Source organism: Streptosporangium sp. 'caverna', assembly GCF_003203775.1.
In the GTDB taxonomy this organism is placed as follows: Bacteria; Actinomycetota; Actinomycetes; order Streptosporangiales; family Streptosporangiaceae; genus Streptosporangium; species Streptosporangium subroseum.
The window spans coordinates 9,271,361-9,296,547 of the sequence record NZ_CP029711.1 but is presented as its reverse complement, the minus strand read 5'-3'; the positions used below and the strand labels follow the sequence as shown (position 1 = coordinate 9,296,547).

Sequence of the window (25,187 nt, the reverse complement as noted above, 5' to 3'; positions counted from 1 at the left end):
TTTGATCCTACCTAAATGTCGCAATAAAAGGTGATTTGGCTGCCCTGGGGACCGGTTGCTGTCGCCGATTCGAGGGGATTTTCCAAGGCGGGCCGGGGTGTGCCGAAACAAATTCACGCGCAACAAGTGCATTTGACTTGATCGGGATACTTTAGGTTGATGTCGGCTTTCTCGGGATATTATTGCCGCTCGTGAAGCCGTGTATTTATGCCGACCAATGGCTCGCTCAAGATGAAATGGCGCGCAAGATATGGGAATCCATGTGAATGGCGAAATTGCATTTTAAAACAGGGTAAACCAATTCGTGCATGGGCGCGGAAGGTGCCGGGACGCCTCCGGGAGGGGTCGGAGGCGGGGCCGCCGGGCTCCGCGGCTGTCAGATGACGTGGCTGTCAGGCGATGCGAACCGTTCCCCGGCCGGTGGCGAGGGGAAGATCGAGAGCGGTGTGGATGCCGGGTGGGGCGGCGCAGACCGCCGCCACGGAGTTGACGGCGTGCGCGGCGGCGCCGGCCAGGCCGTGGGAGATCTCGCCGACGCTGAGCGTCATCTGGGGGATGCCCTCGATGTGGATGCTGAAGCCGGGCTCGGACCAGCGATGGACCTTGGTGGCGTCGGCCTTGTAGACGCACTCCACCGTCATGAAGGGACGGCCGCGGACCAGGCCGGTGAACGTCCAGCGGGACGCGCACACGGTGTCGACCCTGACCAGGCCCGCGGAGATCTCGAACTCCTCGGTGGCGAGCTCGAACTCGTCGCTCTCGTCGACCCCGTCGAGGACCACGTCGAGGTTCTCGGCCACGAACTGGACACTCTCGGCGAACAGCGAGCGCTGGAAGGCGCGGAACGGGCGGACGGCGGCGGTGTAGTCCTTGGCCGATCGGGTGAAGCCGAACAGGTCCACCACGATCTGCCGGGACGGGTGACCCCGGAAGTCGGAGGTCTCCCGGACGTAGATGTGGTCGACCCGGCTGGACAGGCCGGTCAGGGCGAGCGGGAGCAGGTCGCTCATGAACCCGGGGTTGATGCCGGTGCCGTGCAGGGACGAGCCGCCGGTACGGCAGGCGGTCTCCAGCCGCTCCACCACACCCGGGCCGTAGCACTTGGGATAGACGAATCCGGTGGTGGTGATGACGTTCTTGCCCGTGGCGAGCAGGGCGCAGATCGTCTCCACGTCGGTCGGCTGGCCACCGCCGAAGTAGGAGGCGGGCAGCGGCATGTGCAGAACGCAGTCGGCGTCCATGGCGAGGATCTCGTCGACGTCGTCGGTGCAGACGACGCCTGCCTCGGGGAGGCCGACGAGTGTCCCCGCGTCCTGGCCGACTTTGTCCGGGTCATAGACGAGCACTCCGGCCAGGTCGAACTCGGGCCGGGTGATCACGTTGCGCAGGGAATATCGACCGACGGCGCCCGTGGCCCATTGGACCACACGAAGGGGCGGCGATGAGGGCATGCAGGGCCTCCAGCCCGGGTTTTTGGGCGGGGGCGTACAGAGAGAAAGTGAGGAGTGTCGTCATTGACCCTCGCCCGGTGCGGGGCAAAAACTTTAGCAGAAATTAATATGCTCGGTGACTATCCGCGACGATCCGACAACATGTGGCTTGCATTCGATGGCATAAGGGGCATCGGGAGAGCTATTCTCCTGGAGACTAGAACTATATTCTCGTGGGAGGGTTGCGAATGTCAGAGTTGCGGTTTGACGGCAAGGTCGCGGTCATCACCGGCTCCGGGCACGGCCTCGGACGCTCGCACGCGCTGTCGCTGGCCGAGCGCGGTGCCAAGGTGGTCGTCAACGACCTGGGCGGGATGCTGGACGGCACCGGCGCCTCCGCCGGGCCGGCCGCCGACGTGGTGGAGCTGATCAAGAAGAACGGCGGCGAGGCGGTCGCCAGCACCGACAACGTCGCGACCCCCGAGGGTGCCAAGGCGATCGTGCAGGCCGCGATCGACGCCTTCGGGCGGCTGGACATCGTCGTCAACAACGCGGGCATCCTGCGCGACAGATCCTTCGGCAAGATGAGCGTCGAGGAGTTCGACCAGGTTCTCGCCGTTCACGTGCGCGGATCGTTCCTGGTCAGCCGTGAGGCCTTCCCCTATCTCAAGGAGCAGGGCTACGGCAGGATCATCAACACCTCCTCGCCCGCGGGCCTGTTCGGCAGCTTCGGCCAGGCCAACTACTCCACGGCCAAGATGGGTCTGGTCGGGTTGACCAAGACCCTCGGCATCGAGGGCGCCAGGGCCGGGATCAAGGTCAACGCGATTGCGCCGATCGCCTGGACCCGGATGACCGAGTCGATCCTCCCCGCGGAGTTCGAGGCCAAGTTCACCGCGGAGGCGGTCAGCTCCCTGGTGACGTTTCTGGCGCACGAGTCCTGCGAGGCCAGCGGTGAAACTTTCAGCGTCGGCGCCGGGCGGGTCGCCCGGGTGTTCGTGGCGGAGGGGCCGGGCTGGAGCCAGGACGGCCACACCGTGGAGGACATCCGGGACAACTGGGAGGCCATCATGGCCGAGCAGCCCTATCTGTCCCCGATCGTCCTTGGCCAGCAGGCGGCCGCCTCCATGAAGGCCATGCTCTGACAATCTGACACTTTTCCGAGCTCAAGGGCGCCCTCTCAGGTGAGGGCGCCCTTTCTGTTGTCCATTCGCCGTCCGAGGCCGTGTGGTGCTCCTCGCGCCGTGACGCTTCACCGCCTTCGGGGGGAGTTCGGATTGAATCGGCCAAACTTTTGCTTGACCGTCGGCATAACTGGTCTTTATTATCCGGAAACAAGGGGGAAATCAGTCGGAAATCGACAAATGTTAGTAACATCCTCCGATTTTCCCGGCACTTCGGGCCTCCGATCAGAAGTCGCCCGGCCCGCTCCGCAGGTCTCACCCCCAGGAGATTCCATGCGTCGCCTGCTCATCGCCCTTGTGGCTCCACTTCTGCTCCTGTTACCCATCAGTACGGCGAGCGCGCAAGCCGTACGGGCAGCGGCGGACTTCCGCGTGCTGCTGTTCACAGAAACCGCCGACTACGTGCACGGCTCGATCGCGTCCGGCGTCACGATGGTCCAGCAGCTCGCCGCCGCCAACAACTTCGAGGTCGTCCAGTCCTCGAACTCGAGCGTGTTCAACGACTCGAACCTGGCCACCTTCGACGCGATCATCATGCTGCAGAACTCCGGCATGGTCTGGGACAACGACGCCCAGCGTCAGGCCACCCAGAAGTTCGTCAACGACGGCGGTGGGATCGTGGCGATCCACAACACCACCGACATGAACATCGAGAGCCAGTTCCCCTGGTGGGATCAGCTCGTTCTGGGCGGCGCGCACATGACCGCGCACTCCAGCATCGTGCAGGGCACCGCCAAGGTCCTGGACAAGAAGCACCCCTCCACCGTGGGCCTGCCCGACCGCTGGACGCGTACCGAGGAGTGGTACAACTTCAGCAAGAACATGCGGGGCGACGTCCACGTCCTGGTCACCGCCGACGAGACCACCTACGACGCCGGCGGCAGCAAGATGGGCGCCGACCACCCGATCTCCTGGTGCCGCAACACCGAGGGCGGCCGCGTGTGGGCGACCGCGATGGGTCACGAGAACGGCTCCTACAGCGAGACCTACTTCCGCCAGCACGTGCTCGGCGGCGTCAAGTGGGCGGCCGGCAACGCCGCGGGCGACTGCGGCGGCACCATGTGGAACCGGTTCCAGAAGGTGACGCTCGACAGCGCGCCCGACCAGCCGATGGGCCTGGACATCGCCCCCAACGGCGACGTCTACTACATCGCCCGCTCCGGCAAGCTCATGCTGGTCCGCAAGAGCAACGGCCAGATCGTGACCACCGGCACGCTGAGCGTCTACACCGGCGGCGAGGACGGCCTGATCGGCATCGTCCTGGACCCGAATTTCGCGACCAACCGCTGGGTCTACCTCAACTACTCGCCGACCGGTTCGGCGGCGATCAACCAGGTCTCCCGGTTCACCCTGAACGGCGACACCCTCGACCTGTCCAGTGAGAAGAAGCTTCTCGCCATCCCCGCCACCAGGACCGACGAGCCGGGGCACACCGGCGGGTATCTCACCTTCGGGCCCGGCGGGAACCTCTACATCGGCGTCGGCGACGACATCAACCCCTTCTCCTCCGACGGGTACGCGCCGATCGACGAGCGTTCGGGCCGCGCCAACTTCGACGCGCAGAAGACCAGCGCCAACACCAACGACCTGCGCGGCAAGATCCTGCGGATCCACCCGGAGAGCAACGGCACCTACACGATCCCCTCGGGCAACATGTTCGCGTCGGGCACCGCGCAGACCCGCCCGGAGATCTACGCGATGGGCTTCCGTAACCCGTTCAGGTTCTCGGTGGACTCCGAGACCGGCTGGATCTCGATGGCCGACTACGGCCCCGACGCGGGATCGGCCAACTCCAACCGCGGTCCCGAGGGCACCGTCGAGTGGAACCTGATCAAGGCGCCCGGCTTCTACGGCTGGCCGTACTGCGTCGGCAACAACATCCCGTTCAACGACTACAACTTCGCCACCTCCACCTCGGGGTCGAAGTTCAACTGCTCGGCGCCGGTGAACAACTCGCCCAACAACACGGGCCTGACGAACCTGCCCGCGGTCAAGTCCGCCACCGTCTGGTACAACTACCACCTCGTGTCCGAGTGGCCGGAGATGGGCACCGGCGGCGGCGCGGCCCCGATGGGCGGGCCGTTCTACCACTACGACGCGGCCAGCTCCTCGGACACGAAGTTCCCCGCGTACTTCGACGACACCCCGTTCTTCTACGAGTGGAGCCGCAACTACCTGATGGAGATGCGGCTGGACGGCAGCGGCAACGTCCTGAAGACCAACCGCTTCCTGTCCAACCTCGGGTTCAGGTCGCCGATAGACATGAAGTTCGGCCCCGACGGCGCGATGTACCTGGTCGAGTGGGGCGCCGGCTACGGCGGCACCAACCCCGACGACGGCGTCTACCGCATCGACTACATCAACGGTTCGCGCTCCCCGATCGCCAAGGCGAGCGGGACGCCGACCTCCGGACAGGCCCCGCTCGCCGTCCAGTTCTCCTCGGCGGGCTCGGCGGACCCCGACGGTGACACGTTCACCTACGCGTGGGACTTCACCAGCAACGGCTCGACCGATTCCACCTCGGCGAACCCCTCGTTCACCTACACCGCCAACGGCACCTACACCGCCAGGCTCACGATCACCGACCCGTCGGGCAAGAGCGGCTCGGCGACGGTTCCCATCACGGTCGGCAACACCGCGCCGGTCGTGAAGTTCGGCTCGCCGCCCGACGGCACGGCCATCAACTTCGGCGACTCGGTCCCGTACACGGTGACCGTCACCGACCCCGAGGACGGCACGATCGACTGTTCCAAGGTCAAGGTGGTCACGGCGCTCGGCCACGACACCCACAGCCATGACACGGGCCAGTTCACCGGCTGCTCGGGGACCGTGGTGACCACGAACTCGGGTCACGACGCCGACGCCAACACCTTCTACGTCCTCACCGCGACCTACACCGACGCGGGAGGCCTGTCCAACACCGCCAACCTGATCCTGCAGCCCCGGCAGAAGCAGGCCGAGCACTTCACCGGCTCATCCGGGGTCCGGATCGTCGAACAGTCCGGCGCGCAGAACGGCAAGCGCGTCGGCGACATCTCCGGCAACGACTGGATCTCCTTCTCGCCGATGAGCGTCCAGGGGGTCGCGTCGGTGTCCTACCGGCTGTCCTCGCCGTCGGGCGGCGGCTCCATCGAGCTGCGTGCCGACTCGCCCACCGGGCAGCTGCTGTCCACCACAACCGTGCCGAATACCGGAGGCTGGGACACCTACCAGCAGACGGCCGCCACATCAGTGTCGTCGCTGTCCGGCAGCCACCCGCTGTTCCTGGTGTTCAAGCCCTCCGCGGCCAACCAGTTCGACCTCGACTCCTTCACCCTGAACACGACAGGAGGGTCGAGCGGGCCGGTGGCCGGAGGTGTCTACACCATGGTCGCCGCGCACAGTTCCAAGGCGGCCGACGTCGAGGGCCAGTCCACGGCCGACGGGGCCAGGGTGGTGCAGTGGACGGTCGGAACCGGCACGAACCAGCAGTGGAGGTTCGCCGCCGGGTCCAGCGGCGCCTTCACCCTCACCGGAGTCCAGAGCGGCAAGTGCCTGGACGTGAACGGCGCCTCCACCTCGTCGGGGGCACTGATCATCCAGTGGACCTGTCACAGCGCCGCCAACCAGCAGTGGAGGTTCACCGCCGGGTCCAACGGCAACTGGAGGATCGCCTCGGCCGCCAGCGGTCTCTGCCTTGAGGTGCCCGGCGCCTCGACCGCCGACGGCACGCAACTCACCCAGGCCACCTGCGGGAGCTCTACCAACCAGCAGTGGAAGCTCACTCGCGTGAGCTGAACGGCATCGAGCGGCGCTGAGCATCGAACGCCGCTGAGCACCACGGGCACAGACGGGTACGGCCGAGCGGCTTGAGATCATCGAGCAGCTCGGCCGTATCCAGTGGCGCCGAGCATCACCAAGCGGCTCGGCCGTAGGCCATGGCGTCGAGCATCGCTGAGCGTCATCGAGCGGATCGGCCGTACCGGGTGACGCCGAGCATCGCCGAGCGGATCGGACGACGAACAGCGCTGAGGACCATCGAATGAACGGGCAGGGGCGAGTAGCGTGAGCAGCACCGAGTCCACCGACTTTTGCAGAAATCTGCAAAAGTCGGCGAATCGCAACGAAAAGTCTCTTCACAAGGTGAGCAGAAGTGGGTTAACTTCTGCTCAACCAACTCCGAACGCGGAGGTGTTGTGAAGCGGATTACCGCCCGGCCGGAAACCGCACATCAGGCTGCGCTGCTCCGGCTGCTGCGCGATAGAGCCTGGTCACGCGCCGAGCTCGGTGATGTGGTCGATTTGTCTCGTTCCAAGCTCAACCTCGAGATCGACCGGCTGATCGAGCTGAACCTGGCCGAGCAGGCGGGCCTGGCGGCTTCACGCGGTGGACGTAGGTCCGGCATGGTACGGCTGGCCGGAAGCCTGCGCTTCGTCGGCATCGACATCGGCGCCACCTCGATCGATGTTGCCGTCACCGACGGAGAGTTGAAGATCCTCGGCCACGTGAGCGAGCCGTGCGACGTGCGCGACGGGCCGGTGATCGTGCTCAACCAGGCCATGGAGATGGTCGGCAAGCTGCGCGACCAGGGGTATTTCACCCAGCTGCACGGGGCCGGAGTCGGTGTCCCCGGGCCGGTCAGCTTCCGGGAGGGAATGCCCGTCGCCCCGCCGCTCATGCCCGGCTGGGACCGTTACCCCGTCAGGGAGACGGTCGGCCAGGAGCTCGGCTGTCCCGCCGCGGTCGACAACGACGTCAACATCATGGCTCTGGGCGAGCTCCACGCGGGGCTGGCCAAGCAGGTGGACGACTTCCTGTTCGTCAAGATCGGCACCGGGATCGGCTGCGGGATCGTGGTGGACGGCAAGATCTACCGGGGTGTCTCCGGTAGCGCCGGCGACATCGGCCACATCCGCGTCGACGACCAGGGGCCCACCTGCGCCTGCGGCAACGTCGGCTGTCTTGAGGCCTACTTCGGAGGGGCCGCCCTGGCCAGGGAGGCCACGGCCATCGCCGGGCGCTCGCCGTATCTCGGCGAACGGCTCCGGCGGACGGGCACGCTCACCGGAGAGGACGTCGCCGCGGCGGCCGAGATGGGTGACGCCGAGGCGGTGCGACTGATCCGCGACGGCGGGCGCCGAGTCGGCACGGTGCTCGCCGGGCTCGTCAGCTTCTTCAACCCGGGACTTGTGATCATCGCTGGAGGCGTGGCCAAGCTGGGTCACGTGCTGCTGGCGGAGATCAGAAGTGTCGTCTACCGCCGGTCGCTGCCTCTGGCGACGGGCAATCTCCCCATCGTGCTTTCAGAGCTCGGAGCCGACGCCGGTGTGATCGGCGCGGCCCGGCTCAGCAGCGACCACGTTTTCTCGGCCCCATGAGCGATCAGCGAGGCTCCATGTCCGATGACACCCCCCTGCTGTTGATGCGGGGGATCGTCAAGCAATTCCCCGGCGTTCGCGCACTCGACGGCGTTGACCTGGAGGTCTTACCCGGAGAGGTGCACTGCCTGCTCGGCCAGAACGGCGCCGGAAAATCCACCCTGATCAAGGTGCTGGCCGGCGCCCACCAACCCGACGAGGGCACCATCGAACTCGGCGGCCAACAGGTCCGGCTGTCCTCGCCCACCGCGGCGATCAAACTGGGCATCTCCACCATCTACCAGGAACTGGACCTGGTCGACGGATTGAGCGTGGCCGAGAACATCTTCTTGGGCCATGAGATCTCCCGGCTGGGCTTTGTCAGCCAAAGCGAGGCCAACCGGGCCGCCCGCACCCTGCTCAGCCGGCTGGGTCACGGTGAGATCCGCCCGTCGATGGAGGTGGGCCGCCTGTCGCCGGCGGCCAAGCAGGTGGTCAGCATGGCCCGGGCGCTCTCGCATGACACCCGGTTGATCATCATGGATGAGCCGTCGGCGGCGCTGGCCCATGACGAGGTGGGCAACCTCTTTCGGATCATCCGGGAGCTGACCGCGCAACAGGTGGCGGTGGTCTACATCTCCCATCGGCTGGAGGAGATCCGCGAGATCGGGGATCGGGTGACGGTGCTCAAGGACGGCCGCACCGCGGCGGTGGGGTTGCCGGCCAAGAGTACGCCGACGGCGCAGGTGGTGTCGTTGATGACCGGGCGCAGCGTGGAGTACGTGTTTCCGCCGCGCCGCACCGAGGCGGCCGGGGAGCAGGTGCTGCAGGTGAGGAACCTGACGGTGCCGGGCGTGTTCGCGGATGTGTCCTTCGAGGTGCGGGCGGGGGAGATCGTGGGGTTGGCCGGGCTGGTCGGTTCGGGCCGCTCGGAGATCATCGAGGCGATTTACGGGGCGCGCCGGTTTTCCGGTGAGGTGGTGTTGGAGGGGCGGGCGGTCTCCAGCCGGGCTGGTACCTCGGGGGCGGTGCGCCGGGGGATGGGCCTGGCGCCCGAAGAGCGTAAGGCGCAGGCGTTGCTGCTGGATCAGAGTGTGACGCGCAATATCAGTTTGGCGAGTTTGGGCAAGTACTCGCGGCTGGGCTGGATGGATCGGCGGCGGGAGGCGGTCGAGGCGGCGGAGTTGGTGGCGGCGTTGGATATCCGCCCCGCTGATCCAGAGCGGCCGATCAAGACGTTGTCGGGGGGCAATCAGCAAAAAGCGGTGTTGGCGCGGTGGTTGGTCAATGGCCGCAAGTTGCTGTTGTTGGATGAGCCGACGCGGGGGGTGGATGTGGGGGCGCGGGCGGAGTTGTATGCGGTGGTGCGGCGGCTGGCCGATGAGGGGATCGGGGTGTTGCTGGTCTCCAGCGAGGTGCCGGAGGTGTTGGGGTTGGCCGATCGGGTGTTGGTGATCCGGGAGGGCACGATCATCGCTGAGGCGCCGGCGCGGGATCTGGATGAGCATCGGGTACTGGACATGATCATGGAGGGGAGTGCGCTGTGAGCGATCCCAAGAGCGAGAGCCCGGCAAGCCCGGCAGACGGCACGAGCCCGGCACCGGACGCGAGCGCGGGCGCGGGTGCGAGCTCGGCGGGTGCCGCGGCGACGAGCGCGAACCCGGCGCAGAGCGCGAGTGCGGGTGCGGCGGGTGCGGTGACGATGACCGCGGATGCGGCGGCGCCGTCCGGCGGCCCGCACGGTTCGGAGGGTCGGGGGCAGGCGCAGGTGCGCCGGGCCCCGGTGGTGCTGGGCCCGCTGGCCCGGCTGGGCCAGGCCCGCCACCTGGGACTGGTCGCGGCGCTGGTGCTGCTGGCGATCGTCGGGTTGGTGACGGTGCCGGAGAACTTCGCGACCACCTCCAACCTGGTGAGCATTCTGTCGCTGGCCGCGACGATCGGTGTGATCACGGTCGGGGCGACGTTTGTGATCATCGGTGGGGGCATCGACCTGTCGGTCGGTGCGGTGATGGCGCTGGCCTCGGTATGGGCCACCACGCTGGCCACCCAGGCCTACGGGCCGCTGATCATGATTGTCTGTGCGGTGCTGGTGGGGGCGGCCGCGGGGCTGGTCAACGGGTTCCTGATCGCTTATGGGCGGATGGTGCCGTTCATCGCGACGCTGGCCATGTTGGTGGCCGCCCGGGGTCTGGCGCAGCGGATGTCGGATCGGCGTACCCAGCTGGTGCAGCAGGGCAACGAGATGATCGTTCAGTTGTCGACCACGCGGGTGCTCGGGGTGCCGGTGCTGGTCTACATCTTCGCGTTGGTGGTCGTGGTGGGCTGGGTGGTGCTGAACCGGACCACGTTCGGGCGGCGCACCTATGCGGTGGGCGGCAATCCCGAGGCGGCGCGGCTGGCCGGGATCAACGTGCGCCGGCACACCATGATGTTGTACGCGCTCTCAGGGTTGTGCTGTGGCATCGCGGCGGTGTTGATTATGGCGCGGACCACGACCGGCTCGTCCACGCATGGGGATCTGTATGAGCTGGATGCGATCGCGGCGGTGATTATCGGGGGCACGTTGCTGACCGGTGGCCGTGGGTCGATCATCGGGTCGATCCTGGGTCTGCTGATCTTCACGGTGATCACGAACTTGTTCATTTTGAACGGGTTGAACACCAGTGACCAGTTGATCGCCAAGGGTCTGATCATCGTGGTGGCGGTGTTGCTGCAGCGCCGCAGCCTGGAATCACGAACCTAGAACGTGCCTGCCGTGAGCTGTCCACCGAGACCCGCGGCAGGCTCTCCACCCCTGCACCCCTGCACCCCTGCACTCCTCACCCGCTTCCCCGTGGGAAGCCCCAGTCGTTTCACCCCCTGAGGAAGCGTCATCCGCTTCCGGCTATGAAGTTTGAGCCGTTTCACCCCCTTCGGTGAAGCGTTGGTTGTGTCATCCCTCAAAAGGAGCAAGTTCATGGCAGAAAACGTCGCCCGCCGAGGATTCCTCCTCGGCGGAGCCGTCATAGGCGCCGGCGCGCTGGTCGCCGGATGCACCAGCAACGAGCCGGCCGCCGCACCGAGCACCGCCGCGGCACCGGCCGCGGCGCCGGCGCCGACGGGTGGCAACGAGGCGCCCGGCACCAAGGTCGTCATCGGGTTCTCCGCGCCGGCGGCCGACCACGGCTGGATCGCCGCGATCGCCAAGAACGCCGAGACCGCGGCCAAGACCTACTCCGATGTGGAGTTCAAGCCGGTCGAGCCGACCAACGACATCAACGCGCAGATCTCCGCGGTGGAGTCGCTGATCGCGGCCAAGGTCGCCGCCCTGGTGATCTTGCCCAACGACGGTCAGCAGCTCAACCAGATCGCCCGTCAGGCCAGCGACGCCGGCATCCCGGTGATCAACCTGGACCGGGTGTTTCCGGACAAGCTGTCCTATCGCACCTGGATCGGCGGCGACAACTACGGCATGGGCGTGGCGGCCGGCACCTACATCGGCAAGAAGCTCAAGGACAAGGGGGTGGCCAACCCGGTCATCCTGGAGATCCAGGGCATCGCCACCCTGCCGCTGACCCAGGACCGCAGCAAGGGCTTCGAGGACGCGCTGAAGACCTTCGGCTTCACCGTGACCGCCAAGCAGGACGCGCAGTTCACCGTGGAGTCGGGCACCAAGGTGGCCAGCAACCTGATGCAGGCGCACAAGAAGATCGACGCGATCTGGAACCACGACGACGACCAGGGCATCGGCGTGCTGGCCGCGATCAAGGAGGCCAACCGCAGCGAGTTCTTCATGGTCGGCGGCGCCGGTTCGGCCAACGCGATGCGTGACATCCAGGCCGGCAACAGCGTGCTGGAGGCCACCGTCACCTACAGCCCGACCATGGCCTCCTCGGCGATCAAGCTTGCCCGCCTGATCGCGCAGGGTAAGGGCATGAGCGATCTGGTGGAGAACCAGGTGCCTCAGTCGATCACGCTGGCCTCGGAGACCATCACCAAGGACAACGTCGACAAGTACCTGCCGCTCGGATTCGAGTCCTGATGCCTCGTGACGACAAGCCGACACTGGGGATCGGCATGGTCGGATACGCGTTCATGGGGCGCGTTCACTCGCAGGCCTGGCGGAGCGTCTCGGCGTTCTTCGACCTGCCGGTCACACCGACGATGGCCGCGCTCTGCGGCCGTTCGAAGGAGCGTACGACCGCCGCGGCCGCGGATCTCGGCTGGGCCGCGGTCGAGACCGACTGGCGGGATCTGATCCGCCGCGACGACGTCGACATCGTGGACATCTGCACGCCCGGCGACTCCCACGCGGAGATCGCCATCGCGGCACTGGAGGCCGGCAAGCACGTCCTGTGCGAGAAGCCGCTGGCCAACACCGTGGCCGAGGCCGAGGCGATGTCCGCGGCGGCTCGCGCCGCGGCGGCCAAGGGTGTGTACGCGATGGTCGCCTTCAACTACCGGAGGGTCCCGGCCGTCGCGCTGGCCCGCCGGTGGGTCGAGGAAGGACGGCTGGGGGAGCTGCGCCACGTCCGGGCGCAGTATCTCCAGGACTGGATCGTCGACCCCGAGTTCCCGCTGGTCTGGCGGTTGCAGCGGGACCAGGCGGGTTCGGGCGCGCTCGGTGACATCGGCGCGCACATCATCGACACCGCCGAGTTCATCACCGGTGACGTGATAGCGGGCGTCTCGGCTCTCACCGAGACGTTCGTGAAGGAGCGCCCCCTCGCCGAGGCCTCCTCCGGCCTGGTCGGCGACAGCCGTACCTCCGAGAGGGGGACGGTCGACGTCGACGACGCCGCGCTGTTCATCGGACGGATGCGGGGCGGGGCACTGGCCTCGTTCGAGGCCACCCGGTTCGCCGCGGGCCGCAAGAACTCTCTGCGGATCGAGATCAACGGGTCGAAGGGAAGCCTGGCCTTCGACTTCGAGGCGATGAACGAGCTGTGGTTCCACGACCACACCCTCAGCGGGGCCGAGGCGGGTTTCCGTCGCATCCTGGTCACCGAACCCGAGCACCCGTACGCGGCGGCCTGGTGGCCGCCGGGGCACGGGCTCGGTTACGAACACACCTTCACCCACGAGGCGAAGGATTTCCTTGAGGCGGTCGCCGCCGGTGTCGCCCCGTCGCCGTCCTTCGAGGACGGTCTTCGGGTGCAGCGGGTGCTGGCGGCGGTAGAAGCGAGTGCGGCCGATGAGAGCCGCTGGACGGTGGTGTCATGAGCAGGCCGATCACGTTGTTCACGGGCCAGTGGGCCGATCTCCCGTTCGAGGAGGTCTGCCGCCTGGCCGCCGAGTGGGGTTACGACGGCTTGGAGATCGCCTGCTGGGGTGACCACTTTGAGGTCGACAAGGCCCTGGCCGACGACTCCTATGTCGAGCGCAAGCTGGAGGTGCTGGCCAAGCACAACCTGAAGGTGTGGACGATCTCCAACCACCTCGTCGGCCAGGCCGTCTGTGACAGCCCGATCGACGAGCGGCACAAGGGAATCCTGCCGGGGCGGATCTGGGGGTCGGGAGATCCCGAGGAGGTGCGGCAGCGCGCGGCGGAGGAGATCAAGGACACCGCCAGGGCGGCCGCGAAGCTCGGCGTGAAAACCGTCGTCGGATTCACCGGATCGTCGATCTGGCACACGCTCGCGATGTTCCCGCCGGTGCCGCCCTCGATGATCGAGGCCGGATACCAGGACTTCGCCGACCGGTGGAACCCGATCCTGGACGTCTTCGACGAGGTCGGCGTCCGGTTCGCTCACGAGGTGCACCCGAGTGAGATCGCCTACGACTACTACACGACGGTCCGGACTCTGGAGGCCATCGGCCACCGTGAGGCGTTCGGGCTGAACTGGGACCCGTCCCACATGGTCTGGCAGGATCTGGACTCGGTCGGGTTCATCCTCGACTTCGCCGACCGGATCTACCACGTGGACTGCAAGGACGCCAAGGTCCGCACCGGCAACGGGCGGCGTGGCCGTCTCGCGTCGCACCTGGCCTGGGCGGACATGCGGCGTGGCTGGGACTTCGTCTCGACCGGTCGCGGGGACGTGCCCTGGGAAGACTGCTTCCGGGCCCTGAACTCCATCGGTTACGACGGTCCCATCTCCATCGAGTGGGAAGACGCGGGCATGGACCGGCTGGACGGCGCCCCCGAGGCGCTGGGCATCATCCGGAAGCTGAACGCCATCACGCCTCCGTCGTCGGCCTTCGACGCGGCCTTCTCCTCGGAGTAAGACCTCCTCAGAGGCAAGGCGGACCAGGCCGCCGATCCGCACCGCCCCGGCGGACGGATCGGCGGCCTGATCGTCGTAAGGCTCCGCCGATCACACGCCACTCTCCGAATCGCGTGGCGGGGACCGCCTCGCCGGTTCCGCATCGCGGCCGGAGGCGGGGTTCGGCGGATCGAGCGCACCACGGCTTCCGCCGTTATCGCAGTGGCCCGGCCCGGGGAGGCGGGTTAAGCTCTCGGGCATGCACTTCCAGATCTACGGCTGACACGGCCAGGGGCGGTTCTCCGTCCTCGCCCGGTGCCCCCGGTGTGCGCGCGACAGGCTGTGCCGTCGCGGCATCCACTGGCGTACCGGGCCGTCGTGTCCATTCCGCCGTAGACCTGAAACGAGTGATCTGTCATGTCCCGTCGCCGTGCCCATGTCGCGATGGTCGGCATCCCCGCCGTCAGCCACGTCCTTCCCAGCCTTGAGATCGTCCGCGAGCTGGTGGCTCGCGGCCACCGGGTGACCTATGCCAACGACCCGGCCGTGTCCGGCCTGATCACGGCCACCGGCGCCGAATTCGTCCCGTACGACTCCGGGCTGCCGGTCGCCGACAACGACTGGCCGGACGACCCCATCGCCGCGATGACCGTCTTCCTCGACGACGCCGTCCGGGCACTCCCGCAACTGCGCACCGCGTATGACCACGACCGCGCCGACCTGTACATGTACGACATCGGCGCCTACGCCGCCCGCGCCCTCGCCGAGGCGCAGGACCGCCCCACCCTGCAGCTGTCGCCGACCTACGTGGCCTGGAAGGGTTACGAGCAGGACGTCGCGGCGTCCCTGTGGCAACTGCCCGGCGCCGACGCGTACCGGGCGAAGTTCGCGGCGTGGCTCGCCGGATGCGGGGCGTCCACCACGGACGTGGACGCCTTCTCCGGCCGGCCCCGGCGGGCTCTGGCGCTGATCCCCAAGGCCATGCAGCCGCACGCCGACCAGGTCGACACCGACGCGGTGACGTTCGTCGGTCCCTGCTTCGGCACACGGACGGACCAGGGCGGCTGGACGCGTCCGGCCGGCGCCGAGAACGTGCTGCTCATCTCCCTGGGCTCGGCGTACACCCGGCAGCCGGAGTTCTACCGTCAGTGCCTGGCGGCCTACGGCGACCTGCCCGGCTGGCACGTCGTACTCCAGATCGGCAGGCACACCGATCCGAAGGAGCTCGGCACCGTACCGCCCAACGTCGAGGTGCACCGCTGGGTGCCTCAGCTGGCGATCCTGGAGCAGGCAGACGCCTTCATCACCCACGCGGGAATGGGCGGCAGCAGCGAGGGACTGTTCACCGGCGTTCCCATGATCGCCGTCCCGCAGGCCGTCGACCAGTTCACCAACGCCGACCGCCTCGTCGAACTCGGAGTGGCGCGCCGCATCGACACCCCGGACGCCACCGCCGCGCTCCTACGGACCACCCTGACCGAACTCACCACCGATCCGGAGGTCGCCCGCCGCTCGGCACTGCTCCGCGCCGACGCACGAGCCGAGGGCGGCACCGTGCGCGCCGCCGACCTCATCGAGAACATGCTGGGCTGACCCGAACCGTCGCGGACAGCGGGTGGTGAACCGCGCCCGTTCACCACCCGCTGTCCGGTGATTCCGTTCCCTGGGCAGGAGCGTCAGAAGGCCCGCCGGATCGCTGAGGCGACCGTGCCGTCGAGATGCCTCAGATTGAATGGCAGACCAGCCGGCCGAGCCTTGTCACTCGATCTGCGGCGTCACAGGTTGGAGCCGTGCGATGTCTCACCTTCGGTGACAAGGGACATCTCCGGCTCACGACGGAGGACGTCGGAGTCCGGGGGACCCGGACGGGTTTTTCTGTGGTGGAGACAACCTTTGGCCGCGCTCGACGCGTCACTACCGTCGGCAGGCAACGGTTGGAGGCAGGGTTTGGCAGATCGAACGCTCTATGCGGATTTCGTGGCAATGCGGTCGGATCGATTACTGTGCACCGCGTACATGCTGACGCACAACTGGGCGACCGCGGAGGATCTCCTCCAGGAATCGCTGGCCAAGGCGTGGTTCGCCTGGCCGAGGCTGAACGAGCCGGAACCGTACGTGCGCAAGGTGCTGGTGACGACGTACGTCTCCTGGTGGCGACTGCGCTGGCGGCAGGAACTGCCGAGCGACGAGCTGCCGAAGGGTCTGCTCGCCCATGACATGAGCGGAGGACTGGACGAGCGTGACGCCATGTGGCGTGCGCTCGGCAGGTTGCCGGTGAAACAGCGCGCCGTGGTGGTGCTGCGGTTCTACGAGGATCTCTCGCTCGCCGAGGTGGCCGCAGTGCTCGGCTGTGGGATCGGCACGGTCAAGAGCCAGAGCGCGAAAGCGCTGGCCAAACTGCGGGTGGACGAGTCGATCATGAAGGAGCTGCACCGATGAGCCTGGGGGAGTTGCGGAGTGTCCTGCGTGAGCACGGCGGTGGAGAACCCCCGGCGAATCCGGCACGGCACGACCAGGTGCACGCGCGCATCAGGCGGATCCGCCTGCGTCGCCGCCTCGTGGCGGCCGGTGCGGCGCTGACCACGGCGAGCGTGCTCGCCCTGTCGCTGACGGGGCTGATGGAGTTGACGGGGCCGTCAGGGCAGACGCGTGACACCACCGTCGCCGTACAGCCCTCCTCCGATCTGCCGGAGCGGTTCACGGCCGACGACGGAGCGCAGTACACGCGCGTGGCCACGACCAGGGTCGCGCCGCCCGGTGAGAAGCAGGTCACCGTCACGGTGCCGGTCTCGGGGAGAGCACTCGACGTGGCGGCGATCTGCGAGGGCGGCAGGACGCCGACCATCCCCCTCTCCATATGGATCAAGGGGAGTCGGATGGCTGAGCACTTCTACCAGTGCACCGAGAGGATGGAGCTGAAGCCGCTGCCGGTGCCCGAGGGCGCCACGGAGGTCACGATCACGTTCGACGTGTCGCAGGGCGGCAGCTTGGCCTGTACGGGGACCAGTGCCAAGCAACCCTGTGAACCCGTGGTGGAGAAACCGGATCACCGGGTCTGGAACCTCGCGATCTACGAGTGGACACCGCCGGAGACGCCCGCGCTGCCTCCGCCGCCCAGGGCCTTCCCCAAGCAGGTGGGAGGGGAAGGCCCTGCCAAGGCGAAGGGGCAGGCCCTCATCAAGGGGGAAAACCTCATCGAGACGAAGGCGGGCACGTGGCCGCGGGACGCGGAGGTCACGTTCGAGGTCACCGGCAGGGGCCGGCAGATGGGTCTCGACCAGCTCTGCACCGGCGAGCTGGCCGGCCGCCTGCGCTTCACCATCCAGGTGAACGGCCGTGACCTCGGCAGCCGCGGCGCCTGCGGCGTGTGGGAGAGCGGCCCGTACCCGATGGCGATCACTCAGTTCGGGGCACCCGCCGGAAAACGGCTCACGGTCACGCTCAGATGGGAGATGCCCGGCGCCTCGGCCAACCGTCCCGTCCGCTGGTCGGTGGGGCTCTTCGAAAGGGTGAAGTAGGAATCCACCGGTGCTCCCGCCGACCGGGGCCGCCTCTCTCGGCCGGCGGTCGTCGGGTGGGTACGGGGTCCGCCTCCGCCGGTGCTCCCGCCGGCCGATGACGGCGCCGCCGGCCGGGGCCGCCTCCCGGTCGGCGGTCGCGCCGGTGGCCGCCGGACGGGTACGGCCCGCGTCCGCCGATCGCGTCGGTGGTCGCGGGCCGTACCGCTGGGAGGCCGCAGCCGGGAGAGCCCTCTGCCCGGCTGCGGACCCCAGGACGGGCTAGTCCAGGACGACGACCTGACGCAGGACCTCGCCGCCCTTCAGCGCGGCCACGGCGTCGTTGAGGTCGGCCAGCTTGATGCGGGAGCTGATCATGCTCTCCAGGTCGAGCTTGCCCGCCTTGTAGAGCTCGGCGAAGAACGGGAAGTCCCGCCGGACGTCCGATCCGCCGTACAGCGAGCTGAGGAGGTTCTTGCCCTCGAACAGCAGGCTGAAGGCGGTCAGCGGGACGGTGTCGTCCATCGCGCCCGCGCCCACCACGATCACGTCGCCGCCGCGGCGGGTGGCCTGCCAGGCGGTCATGATGGTGGCGGACTTGCCGACGGCCTCGAACCCGTAGTCGAACCCGCTGCCGCCGGTCAGCGTGCCGATCGCATCCGTGAGCTGGTCGGGGGTGATGGCGTGGGTGGCGCCGACCTTCTTGGCCAGCTCGTGCTTGGACTCCACCGGGTCGATCGCCAGGATCGTCCTCGCACCGGAGATCCGGGCACCCTGGATCACCGACAGGCCGATGCCGCCGCAGCCCACCACGACCACGGTCGATCCGGCCTTGACGCGAGCGGTGTTGAGCGCCGCGCCGACGCCGGTGGTGACACCGCAGCCGATCAGCGCCGCCACCTCGAAGGGCACCTCGGGGTCGACCTTGATCGCACCCTGCCAGGGCACGATGATCTCCTCGGCCCAGGTGCCGCATCCGGCCATGCCGAACGCCGGGGTGTCGCCGCCGAAGCGGAAGCGGGCGTTGACGAAGCTGTCCATGAGGTAGACCGTGCACAGGAACGGCTGGCCGACCAGGCAGTTCGAGCAGCTGCCACAGGCCGGGTTCCAGTTGACGATGACGTGGTCGCCGGCCTTGACCGTGGCCACGTGGTCGCCGACCTCGAGGACCTCGCCCGCGCCCTCGTGACCGAGGATGATGGGCAGGGGCATGGGCAGTACGCCGCTGATCACCGACAGGTCGGAGTGGCAGACGCCGGTCGCCCTGATCTTGATCCGGACATCGGTCGGGCCTATCGGGGCGAGGGTGAAGTCATCACGGATATCGAGCTTGTCGTCGCCGACGGCATGCAGAAGCGCACCACGCATGGGGGTCCTTCCTAGTTCTCCTCGAGGGAGAGAGCGGCTTTGGGGCAGGACCGCACGGCGTGCCGGACGCGGTCCGTCATCTCCGACGGCGGCTCAGGCAGCAGCAGGTGCAGCTGGTCGTCGTCGTCGAGTTCGAAGACCTCTGGGGCGAGTCCCGTGCAGATCCCATTGGACTCGCAGACCATGTAGTCGACTTTGATTTTCATGTGAGCCTCCTAAGCGGGAATGGCGAGCTTACGGTGATCCCAGGAGATCACTCGACTCTGCTCCACCACGAAGGCGACCCGCTTGCGGCCGGTGTAGGCGACATACTCCGTCAGGAGCTCCTCCGCGTCAGGCATTCCGGCCATCCGCCGGGCCACGTTCATGCCGACACCGAGGATCCCCTCCGGGTCGTCGATCCGCCGGGCCACGCCGTACATCAGGACTCCACGCAGGTCGGAGTATTCGTCGCCGGCCTCGATCAGGCAGCTCACCCGGGGATCCCGCTGAATGTTGAGTGTCTTCTGGGCCTTGCCGTAGGTCCAGAAGGCTACTTTTCCTTCGACCAGCCCGTAAAACATGGTCACCATGTGCGGTGTCCCGTCCGGATTGATCGTGCCGAGCTGGAGCTTTCGCGACTCACGGACGAAAGCCGTCACCTCGTCGTCGGACATCACGATGCGGGTGCGCTGGTTCACGGTGCAAAGTAGAACACGTTCCATAAGGTCGGGCAAGGGCCATTTGGAATGTTGTTCGGTCTGGGTAGTCTGCTGTGATGAGCATCGCGACCATGCCCGCCGACCTGCTGTACGCCGCCCAGCGCGCGAAGGGATTCATGCCCCACCCGGAGGGTCTCGTCCTGTTCGAGACCGCAGTCGAGTACGGCCCGCTCGGTCCGATCTGTGAGATCGGCAGTTACTGCGGGAAGTCGGCCCTCTACCTCGGTTCGGCGGCCAGGCAGACCGGGTCCGTCGTTTTCACCGTGGACCACCACCGGGGCTCCGAGGAGATCCAGCCGGGGTGGGCGTACCACGACCCCACGCTGATGGATCCCCGCTTCGGCAAGATGGACTCGCTGCCCTCCTTCCGCTGCACGATCGCCGCCGCCGGGCTCGAAGACGAGGTCATCGCGATCGTCGGCAAGTCCGAGCGGGTCGCCGGGCTGTGGAACACCCCGCTGGCGATGCTCTTCATCGACGGCGGTCACTCCGAGGGACCGGTGACCAAGGACTACGAGGGATGGGCCCCGCACATCGTGGAGGGCGGCGCGCTGGTCTTCCACGACGTCTACCCCGACCCGGCCAAGGGCGGGCAGGGGCCATATCTCGTCTACCAGCGGGTTCTCGCCTCCGGCGCGTTCAAGGAGGTCCGGCACGAGGGATCGCTGCGGGTGCTGGAGAGGGTCGGCCCCGGCATCGGATGATCGAAGCGCACGCGCTCCGCGGCCGCGGTACGGCATCGGAGCGCACGAGGTCGTCTCTCGCGGGCGGCCCGGTGCCGGTGGCCATGGACGACCCGGTGCCGGTAGCCATGGACGACCCGGTTCCGACAGGCGTGGGTGACCCGGTGCCGGCAGGTACGGGTGACCCGGTTTCGGCGGGCGTGGGTCTCACGACCGCTCCGTCATGATGGAGACCGCCACCGGTTCCCGCACGTCGCGCACCCGCACCACCGTCGAGGCGATCAGGCCGGTGCCCGCGCGCAGCAGCAGCCAGCCTTCCTCGTAACCCCCCACGACGACGAGTGGCGTCGTCGGAGGACGGCCCGCCTTGGACAGGCACTCGACGGCCGTCCAGATCCGGGCGGACACGATCTCCTCCGTCTCGGCGCAGCGCGGCAGCAGCTCGGCGACCAGCGGGTCGAACGCGGGCCCCAGCGTCCTGCCCGCACCGCCCACCCGCTCCCAGTCGCAGTACGCGGGACCGTTCACGCCGAGCACGAGGTCGTCCAGGTGGCTGCGGCACGTCCCGCCGGCCATGGTCACGTGCAGCGCCGGATCGAGGCCGAGACCGACCGCGGCCCGCTGCAGGTAGACGGCCAGCAGGTTCGTCGGCCACGGATCGCGCCGGGGGAGGGGGCCGACGTCCTTCAACCGCAGCCCGATCCACGCGGCCACCAGCCGCCCGCGCACATCGGTGGTGGTCACGTCCCAGACGTATTCACCCCTGTCGTGCCCGCGCTCGGTGGCGTGCAGCCGTACGTCGCCCTGGGACGGCCGCATCACCAGCCGCTCGCAGCCGACCGGGAGCAGCCGCCGGTGCGGCACGCACGCCTGCAGCGCGTGGATCGTGGCGTCGCTCAGTCCCGGACTGCCCAGCACGGGCCTGTCCGGGAACCAGCCGTCGGGGTCGTCGCCGCGCAGCTCGCCCCGGCAGCTCCGCGCCTCGACGAGGGTCAGCTCCCTGACCCGCTGGAACCTCCCGGTGTGGAAGCAGAGAGCGCCGTACAGGTCCTCGGCGTCCAGGGGCTCGGTGCCGTCCCGGTTCAGCTGCGGCACGAACAGCGTCTCGCCCACGGGGTTCACCGGGAACACCGCCCTGAAGTGATCCACGTGAAACCCGGTCTCCTCGCTGCGGACCACGGCCTCGACCGTCTGCTCGTGCCGGAGCGCGCACACCCGGATCGTGGTGCCGCCCTCGTCGGGCACGACGACGGGCCGGTCGAACGTTATCTCCGCGGCCTCGTCCAGAGGTCGTCCGGCCAGTGCCCCCGCGGCCTGCGCCATCGCCTCCAGCGCCACCACCGAGGGCAGGACCGCCTGCCCGTCCATCCGGTGGTCGTTCAGGTAGACGTCCGACTCGATCGACAGACGGCTGTCGGCGACCAGCTCCACGCCGGGGACGTGCACCCGGGTCCCTTCGAGGAACCGTCCTCCCCCCGGGCACGGCGCCGCGGGTCCGCCCAGCCGGCCGTGCACGGCCACGCTGGACGGCAGGTCCTTGGTCCTGAGCAGGTTGAGGAACAGCTCCACGCCCTCCCGCGCGGGAATGGCCGTCACCTCCGCTCTGACCAGTGATTCGAGCACGCCCAGCCGTTCGCCCATCCCGGCGCCCGACCATACGGACCAGTCGATGTTCAGCCCGCCGATCCTTCTGACGCGCTCCCTCATCAACCCGCCCGCCAGCGCGTAGTGGCTCTCCCCGGCCAGGCCGTACAGGCCGATCACCGACCCGAACGTCACCACCCTGCGGGGTGCGGTCACGGCGAGCAGGTTGTCCAGCCCGGTGAGCCTGGGCGCGATGTGCCGCTCGAAGTCCTCGGCCGTGAGCTCGGCGAACCTGCCCGGCCGGTTGACCTCCGCAGAGTGGATCAGCATGGTGGCGGGGCCGAGCGTCCCCTCCAGCTCTCGTACGGCATGCGTCACCTGGTCGGCGTCGCCCACGTCGGCCGTGGCGTAGCCGTACCGGACGCCCTTGACGGCCAGCATCTGCAGGTTGGTTCTCAGGATGGGGTCGTGGTTCGGCCGCCGGTGCCCGAGCAGGGCCAGGGCGCACCCGCTCGCCTCGGCCAGTGCCCTGGCGCAGGCGAACCCGATCCCCTTGCCGCCCCCGCTGACCAGCACCACGTCCGCCGGTCCGACCGGCAGCGGACCCTCGCCGTCAAGGGCGATCACGGTTCTTCCGCGCGGTTCCCCGGCGCCGAAGTCGAGCTCGGGATGCTCCAGCCTCAGGCTGCCCAGGAATCCGGCCACGGCGTCCGATCCGCAGACCACGGCCAGTCGCTCCCGGCGCGCGACCGCCTCGCGGGCGGCCGAGACCAGGGACTCGGCGGCCCCGGGGCGGAGAGGGTCGTCGATCACGATCCGCCTGACCGGGATGTCCGTGTCCTTCGGGCCGTCGGTCTCCCAGTCCGAGTCGGCGCCTCCGTCCGCGGCCACGGCGGGGACGTCCCGGCCGGTGTCCGGATCCTCGGCGAAACACCTCACCCAGTGCGCGACCCCCGCCACGGGCCCCGCCCGGCCGGCGGGCTCGGGTGTGTCCGCCGACGGCAGCCGCGAGATGACCCCCGCCACCAGCCCCATCACGATTCCCGCGATGCCGCCGCCCAGCCCGTGGCCACCGCCTGTCCGCTCACCGATCGCCCCCGTGACCTGGGCGGACGAGCACGGGCTGGGGATGAAGACGCGGTCGCGCCAGATGTCGACGGGTCTGGCCGGGTGGTCGCCGTAGAGGTCGGTGAGGTCCTGGATCGCGGTGTCCGCCCAGAGAGCGGCGGCGGTCTCCGCGGACGCCGTGTCCGGCATCGGGCGGTCGACGAACACGTCCCCCGCCGGGGCCTCCTGGCTGGGAAAGAGCAGTGTGACCCGCCCCTTCACGTCCTGCCCGAGGTAGAGCCCGGAAAGGGCGACGAGACTGCCGGGCTCCAGGGTGTCCAGCCGTTTCAGGGCGAGCTCCGCGCGCTCGGAGAGCTGTTCCGCGGACCCCGCCACGATCGCGATCCGCAACGACCCGGCCGGGGCGGTCCCCAACGCGTGCGCGAGATCGCACAGCTCCGCCTCCGACCACCGGACGGCCTGGTCCGCCACCCGCTCCAGCACCGGCCGTACGGCCTCCGCGTCCTCGCCCGAGAACGCGAACACCAGGGGCTCGTCCGGCGACGGACGATCGGGCGCGGGCCGTACCGGATCGGTGAGGTTGCTCACCTCCGCCGGAGCCGGGGCGGTGAGGACGAGGTGGGCGTGGATGTCCCCGAAACCCGTGGCGCTCACCCCCGCGTGGCGGGGGCCGGAGGGCCAGGGCTCGGGGACGGCCAGGACGCGAAGGGGGGCGCCGGGAGCGGTCAGGAGGGAGTGGGGGGAGCCGCACCCGGTGGTGGGAGGCAGGACACCGGAGGCGATGCTCAGGGTGGCCTTGATCAGTCCCGCGGCTCCGGCCGCCGCCTTGGTGTGCCCGATGTTGGCCGCGACGGACCCGAGGGCCGCCTGCCGTACGGTGCCGGACAGCAGACGGGTGAGCGCGGTGAGTTCGGCGGTGTCGCCGACGGCGGTGCCGATGCCGTGACCTTCGAACAGGGCCACCTCGGTGGGGGAGATCCCGGCCTGGGCGTAGGCGCGGCGCAGGGCCAGGAGCCGGCCGTCGGACTCCGGACGGGTCATGCCTCCGCCGCCGTGGCCGGACTCCGGACGGGTCATGCCTCCGCCGCCGTCGGAGGACACGCCCCAACCGGCGATCTCCGCGTAGATCCGGACCCCGGCGGCCCGGGCGCCGGCCGTGGGCATCAGGGCCACGATCCCGCAGCCCTCACCGGGCCAGAAGCCGTTCGAGCGGGTGTCGTAGATTCGCATCCGCTCCTCGGCCAGCGCACCCGTCTTGGCGAGGCCGACCAGCTCGAACGGATCGAGGCTCAGGTCCACGCCCCCGGCCAGGGCGAAGTCGGCGCTCCCGTCCAGCAGCGAACGGCAGGCGGTGATCACGGCCAGCAGGGACGAGGCGCCCGCGCCGTCCACGACGTATCCGCCGCCGCGCAGGTCGAAGTGGTCGCAGACACGTCCGGCGATCGTGCCGGGCAGGCTTCCGGCCAGACTCTCCTCGGAGGTCTCGGGGAACGGCCGTAGATACTCGCCCCGCGCGCGGGACAGCACCCGGGTGACCGTCTCCTCGGGAAGCCCGGCCAGGGCCGAGACCAGCACGCGGCGCACGTACGGCCAGCGCAGTCGCAACGTGGAGGCCCGGGAGACCTCGCCGGTCAGGGTGTTGCCCATGACCACCGTGACCCGGTCGCGGTCGAGCCCCTTCCCACCGGGGAAGCCCGCGTCGATCAGGGCGCGGGACGCCACCTCCAGGGCGAGCCAGTGAGCCGGGTCCCCGGCGCGGTGCGCCGCACCGGGGATGCGGAAGGCGGCCCGGTCGAACTCCCAGCCCTCGATCAGGGCGGCGCGGGTGCTGTAGGTGTGGTCGGAGGCCAACCGGTCGGAGGAGTGGTAGTCGGCCAGGTCAAGCCGTTCGACCGGCATGCGCCGGAACGCCCGCCGCCGCCACAGCACCGTCTCCCACAGCGCCCCCGGATCGGGTGCGTCCGGGTAGGTGCAGGCCAACCCCACGATCGCGACGGACATTCGGCGCACCCTTCAGGCGTTCGCACGGATCACTGCCGGACGCCCGCGGGAGCCCCGGAGAGGTCGCGCGAGAGCGGGCACGGAGAGGGAAACGGAAGGGGAGCGCGGTCTGGGGGGAAGAGGAGAACGGAGGGCATGGCGGAGGCTGCG

General features: G+C 68.6%; 17 protein-coding genes. 12 read left to right on the top strand and 5 right to left on the bottom strand.

Going from position 1 to position 25,187, the window contains the following annotated elements; all coding sequences use genetic code 11:
- Positions 1-392: 392 nt before the first annotated feature.
- Positions 393-1,451 carry a dihydrodipicolinate reductase gene (locus DKM19_RS39905; RefSeq protein ID WP_110703176.1) on the bottom strand — a complete coding sequence of 353 codons (1,059 nt, stop codon included), beginning with the start codon at positions 1,449-1,451 and terminating at the stop codon, positions 393-395.
- Between the two features lie 227 nt (positions 1,452-1,678).
- On the opposite strand from DKM19_RS39905, the gene DKM19_RS39900 reads away from it, so the two are divergent.
- The 11 genes from DKM19_RS39900 (at position 1,679) to DKM19_RS39850 (ending at position 17,653) form a co-directional block, all read left to right on the top strand.
- Positions 1,679-2,575: an SDR family oxidoreductase gene (locus DKM19_RS39900; protein WP_110703173.1), complete on the top strand. Its 897-nt coding sequence runs from the start codon at positions 1,679-1,681 to the stop codon at positions 2,573-2,575.
- A gap of 312 nt (positions 2,576-2,887) precedes the next feature.
- Positions 2,888-6,391, top strand: a complete 3,504-nt coding sequence (locus tag DKM19_RS39895) for a ThuA domain-containing protein (protein WP_110703170.1) — start codon at positions 2,888-2,890, stop codon at positions 6,389-6,391.
- Between the two features lie 494 nt (positions 6,392-6,885).
- Positions 6,886-7,971 carry an ROK family protein gene (locus DKM19_RS39890; RefSeq protein ID WP_239514518.1) on the top strand — a complete coding sequence of 362 codons (1,086 nt, stop codon included), beginning with the start codon at positions 6,886-6,888 and terminating at the stop codon, positions 7,969-7,971.
- A 17-nt stretch (positions 7,972-7,988) separates the two neighbouring features.
- The gene (locus DKM19_RS39885) at positions 7,989-9,497 is read left to right on the top strand and encodes a sugar ABC transporter ATP-binding protein (protein WP_110703164.1); all 1,509 of its coding nucleotides are present in this window, start codon (positions 7,989-7,991) and stop codon (positions 9,495-9,497) included.
- A complete protein-coding gene (locus DKM19_RS39880) occupies positions 9,494-10,693 on the top strand; it encodes an ABC transporter permease (RefSeq protein WP_239513844.1) in 1,200 nt (399 codons plus the stop codon). The genes DKM19_RS39885 and DKM19_RS39880 overlap by 4 nt, the downstream gene beginning before the upstream one ends.
- Before the next feature lie 213 nt (positions 10,694-10,906).
- A complete protein-coding gene (locus tag DKM19_RS39875; RefSeq protein ID WP_110703160.1) occupies positions 10,907-11,971 on the top strand; it encodes an ABC transporter substrate-binding protein in 1,065 nt (354 codons plus the stop codon).
- Positions 11,971-13,152, top strand: a complete 1,182-nt coding sequence (locus DKM19_RS39870; protein WP_110703157.1) for a Gfo/Idh/MocA family protein — start codon at positions 11,971-11,973, stop codon at positions 13,150-13,152. Before DKM19_RS39875 ends, DKM19_RS39870 begins: the two co-directional genes overlap by 1 nt.
- Positions 13,149-14,156: a sugar phosphate isomerase/epimerase gene (locus DKM19_RS39865; RefSeq protein WP_110703154.1), complete on the top strand. Its 1,008-nt coding sequence runs from the start codon at positions 13,149-13,151 to the stop codon at positions 14,154-14,156. Before DKM19_RS39870 ends, DKM19_RS39865 begins: the two co-directional genes overlap by 4 nt.
- 396 nt (positions 14,157-14,552) lie before the next feature.
- Positions 14,553-15,728, top strand: coding sequence for a macrolide family glycosyltransferase (locus DKM19_RS39860; protein ID WP_110703151.1), 1,176 nt, complete (start codon positions 14,553-14,555; stop codon positions 15,726-15,728).
- Between the two features lie 354 nt (positions 15,729-16,082).
- Positions 16,083-16,574: a SigE family RNA polymerase sigma factor gene (locus DKM19_RS39855; RefSeq protein ID WP_239513843.1), complete on the top strand. Its 492-nt coding sequence runs from the start codon at positions 16,083-16,085 to the stop codon at positions 16,572-16,574.
- Positions 16,571-17,653, top strand: coding sequence for a hypothetical protein (locus DKM19_RS39850; RefSeq protein WP_110703146.1), 1,083 nt, complete (start codon positions 16,571-16,573; stop codon positions 17,651-17,653). The genes DKM19_RS39855 and DKM19_RS39850 overlap by 4 nt, the downstream gene beginning before the upstream one ends.
- A 261-nt stretch (positions 17,654-17,914) precedes the next feature.
- Here the strand turns inward: DKM19_RS39850 and DKM19_RS39845 are convergent, their stop codons facing one another.
- Genes DKM19_RS39845 through DKM19_RS39835 form a run of 3 tightly spaced genes read right to left on the bottom strand, consistent with a single transcriptional unit; the run spans position 17,915 to position 19,680 of the window.
- Complete coding sequence (locus tag DKM19_RS39845) at positions 17,915-19,000, bottom strand: Zn-dependent alcohol dehydrogenase (protein WP_110703143.1); 1,086 nt, start codon at positions 18,998-19,000, stop codon at positions 17,915-17,917.
- 11 nt (positions 19,001-19,011) lie between these two features.
- On the bottom strand, positions 19,012-19,206 hold the full coding sequence (locus DKM19_RS39840; RefSeq protein WP_089213676.1) for a ferredoxin: 195 nt from the start codon (positions 19,204-19,206) through the stop codon (positions 19,012-19,014).
- A gap of 9 nt (positions 19,207-19,215) precedes the next feature.
- Positions 19,216-19,680 carry a pyridoxamine 5'-phosphate oxidase family protein gene (locus DKM19_RS39835; protein ID WP_110703140.1) on the bottom strand — a complete coding sequence of 155 codons (465 nt, stop codon included), beginning with the start codon at positions 19,678-19,680 and terminating at the stop codon, positions 19,216-19,218.
- Positions 19,681-19,757: 77 nt separating this feature from the next.
- Here DKM19_RS39835 and DKM19_RS39830 point away from each other — a divergent pair, with 77 nt between their 5' ends.
- Complete coding sequence (locus DKM19_RS39830) at positions 19,758-20,405, top strand: class I SAM-dependent methyltransferase (protein ID WP_239513842.1); 648 nt, start codon at positions 19,758-19,760, stop codon at positions 20,403-20,405.
- A 186-nt stretch (positions 20,406-20,591) separates the two neighbouring features.
- On the opposite strand, the gene DKM19_RS39825 is transcribed toward DKM19_RS39830, so the two are convergent.
- Positions 20,592-25,037: an SDR family NAD(P)-dependent oxidoreductase gene (locus DKM19_RS39825; RefSeq protein ID WP_110703138.1), complete on the bottom strand. Its 4,446-nt coding sequence runs from the start codon at positions 25,035-25,037 to the stop codon at positions 20,592-20,594.
- Positions 25,038-25,187 lie beyond the last annotated feature (150 nt).

Bases quoted from the DNA above. Each gene is read 5' to 3' on its own strand.
- DKM19_RS39895 (WP_110703170.1), top strand. From the start codon at position 2,888: ATGCGTCGCCTGCTCATCGCCCTTGTGGCTCCACTTCTGCTCCTGTTA.
- DKM19_RS39860 (WP_110703151.1), top strand. From the start codon at position 14,553: ATGTCCCGTCGCCGTGCCCATGTCGCGATGGTCGGCATCCCCGCCGTC.
- DKM19_RS39875 (WP_110703160.1), top strand. From the start codon at position 10,907: ATGGCAGAAAACGTCGCCCGCCGAGGATTCCTCCTCGGCGGAGCCGTC.
- DKM19_RS39840 (WP_089213676.1), bottom strand. From the start codon at position 19,206: ATGAAAATCAAAGTCGACTACATGGTCTGCGAGTCCAATGGGATCTGC.
- DKM19_RS39845 (WP_110703143.1), bottom strand. From the start codon at position 19,000: ATGCGTGGTGCGCTTCTGCATGCCGTCGGCGACGACAAGCTCGATATC.
- DKM19_RS39870 (WP_110703157.1), top strand. From the start codon at position 11,971: ATGCCTCGTGACGACAAGCCGACACTGGGGATCGGCATGGTCGGATAC.
- DKM19_RS39825 (WP_110703138.1), bottom strand. From the start codon at position 25,037: ATGTCCGTCGCGATCGTGGGGTTGGCCTGCACCTACCCGGACGCACCC.
- DKM19_RS39830 (WP_239513842.1), top strand. From the start codon at position 19,758: ATGAGCATCGCGACCATGCCCGCCGACCTGCTGTACGCCGCCCAGCGC.
- DKM19_RS39905 (WP_110703176.1), bottom strand. From the start codon at position 1,451: ATGCCCTCATCGCCGCCCCTTCGTGTGGTCCAATGGGCCACGGGCGCC.
- DKM19_RS39900 (WP_110703173.1), top strand. From the start codon at position 1,679: ATGTCAGAGTTGCGGTTTGACGGCAAGGTCGCGGTCATCACCGGCTCC.
- DKM19_RS39850 (WP_110703146.1), top strand. From the start codon at position 16,571: ATGAGCCTGGGGGAGTTGCGGAGTGTCCTGCGTGAGCACGGCGGTGGA.
- DKM19_RS39885 (WP_110703164.1), top strand. From the start codon at position 7,989: ATGTCCGATGACACCCCCCTGCTGTTGATGCGGGGGATCGTCAAGCAA.
- DKM19_RS39865 (WP_110703154.1), top strand. From the start codon at position 13,149: ATGAGCAGGCCGATCACGTTGTTCACGGGCCAGTGGGCCGATCTCCCG.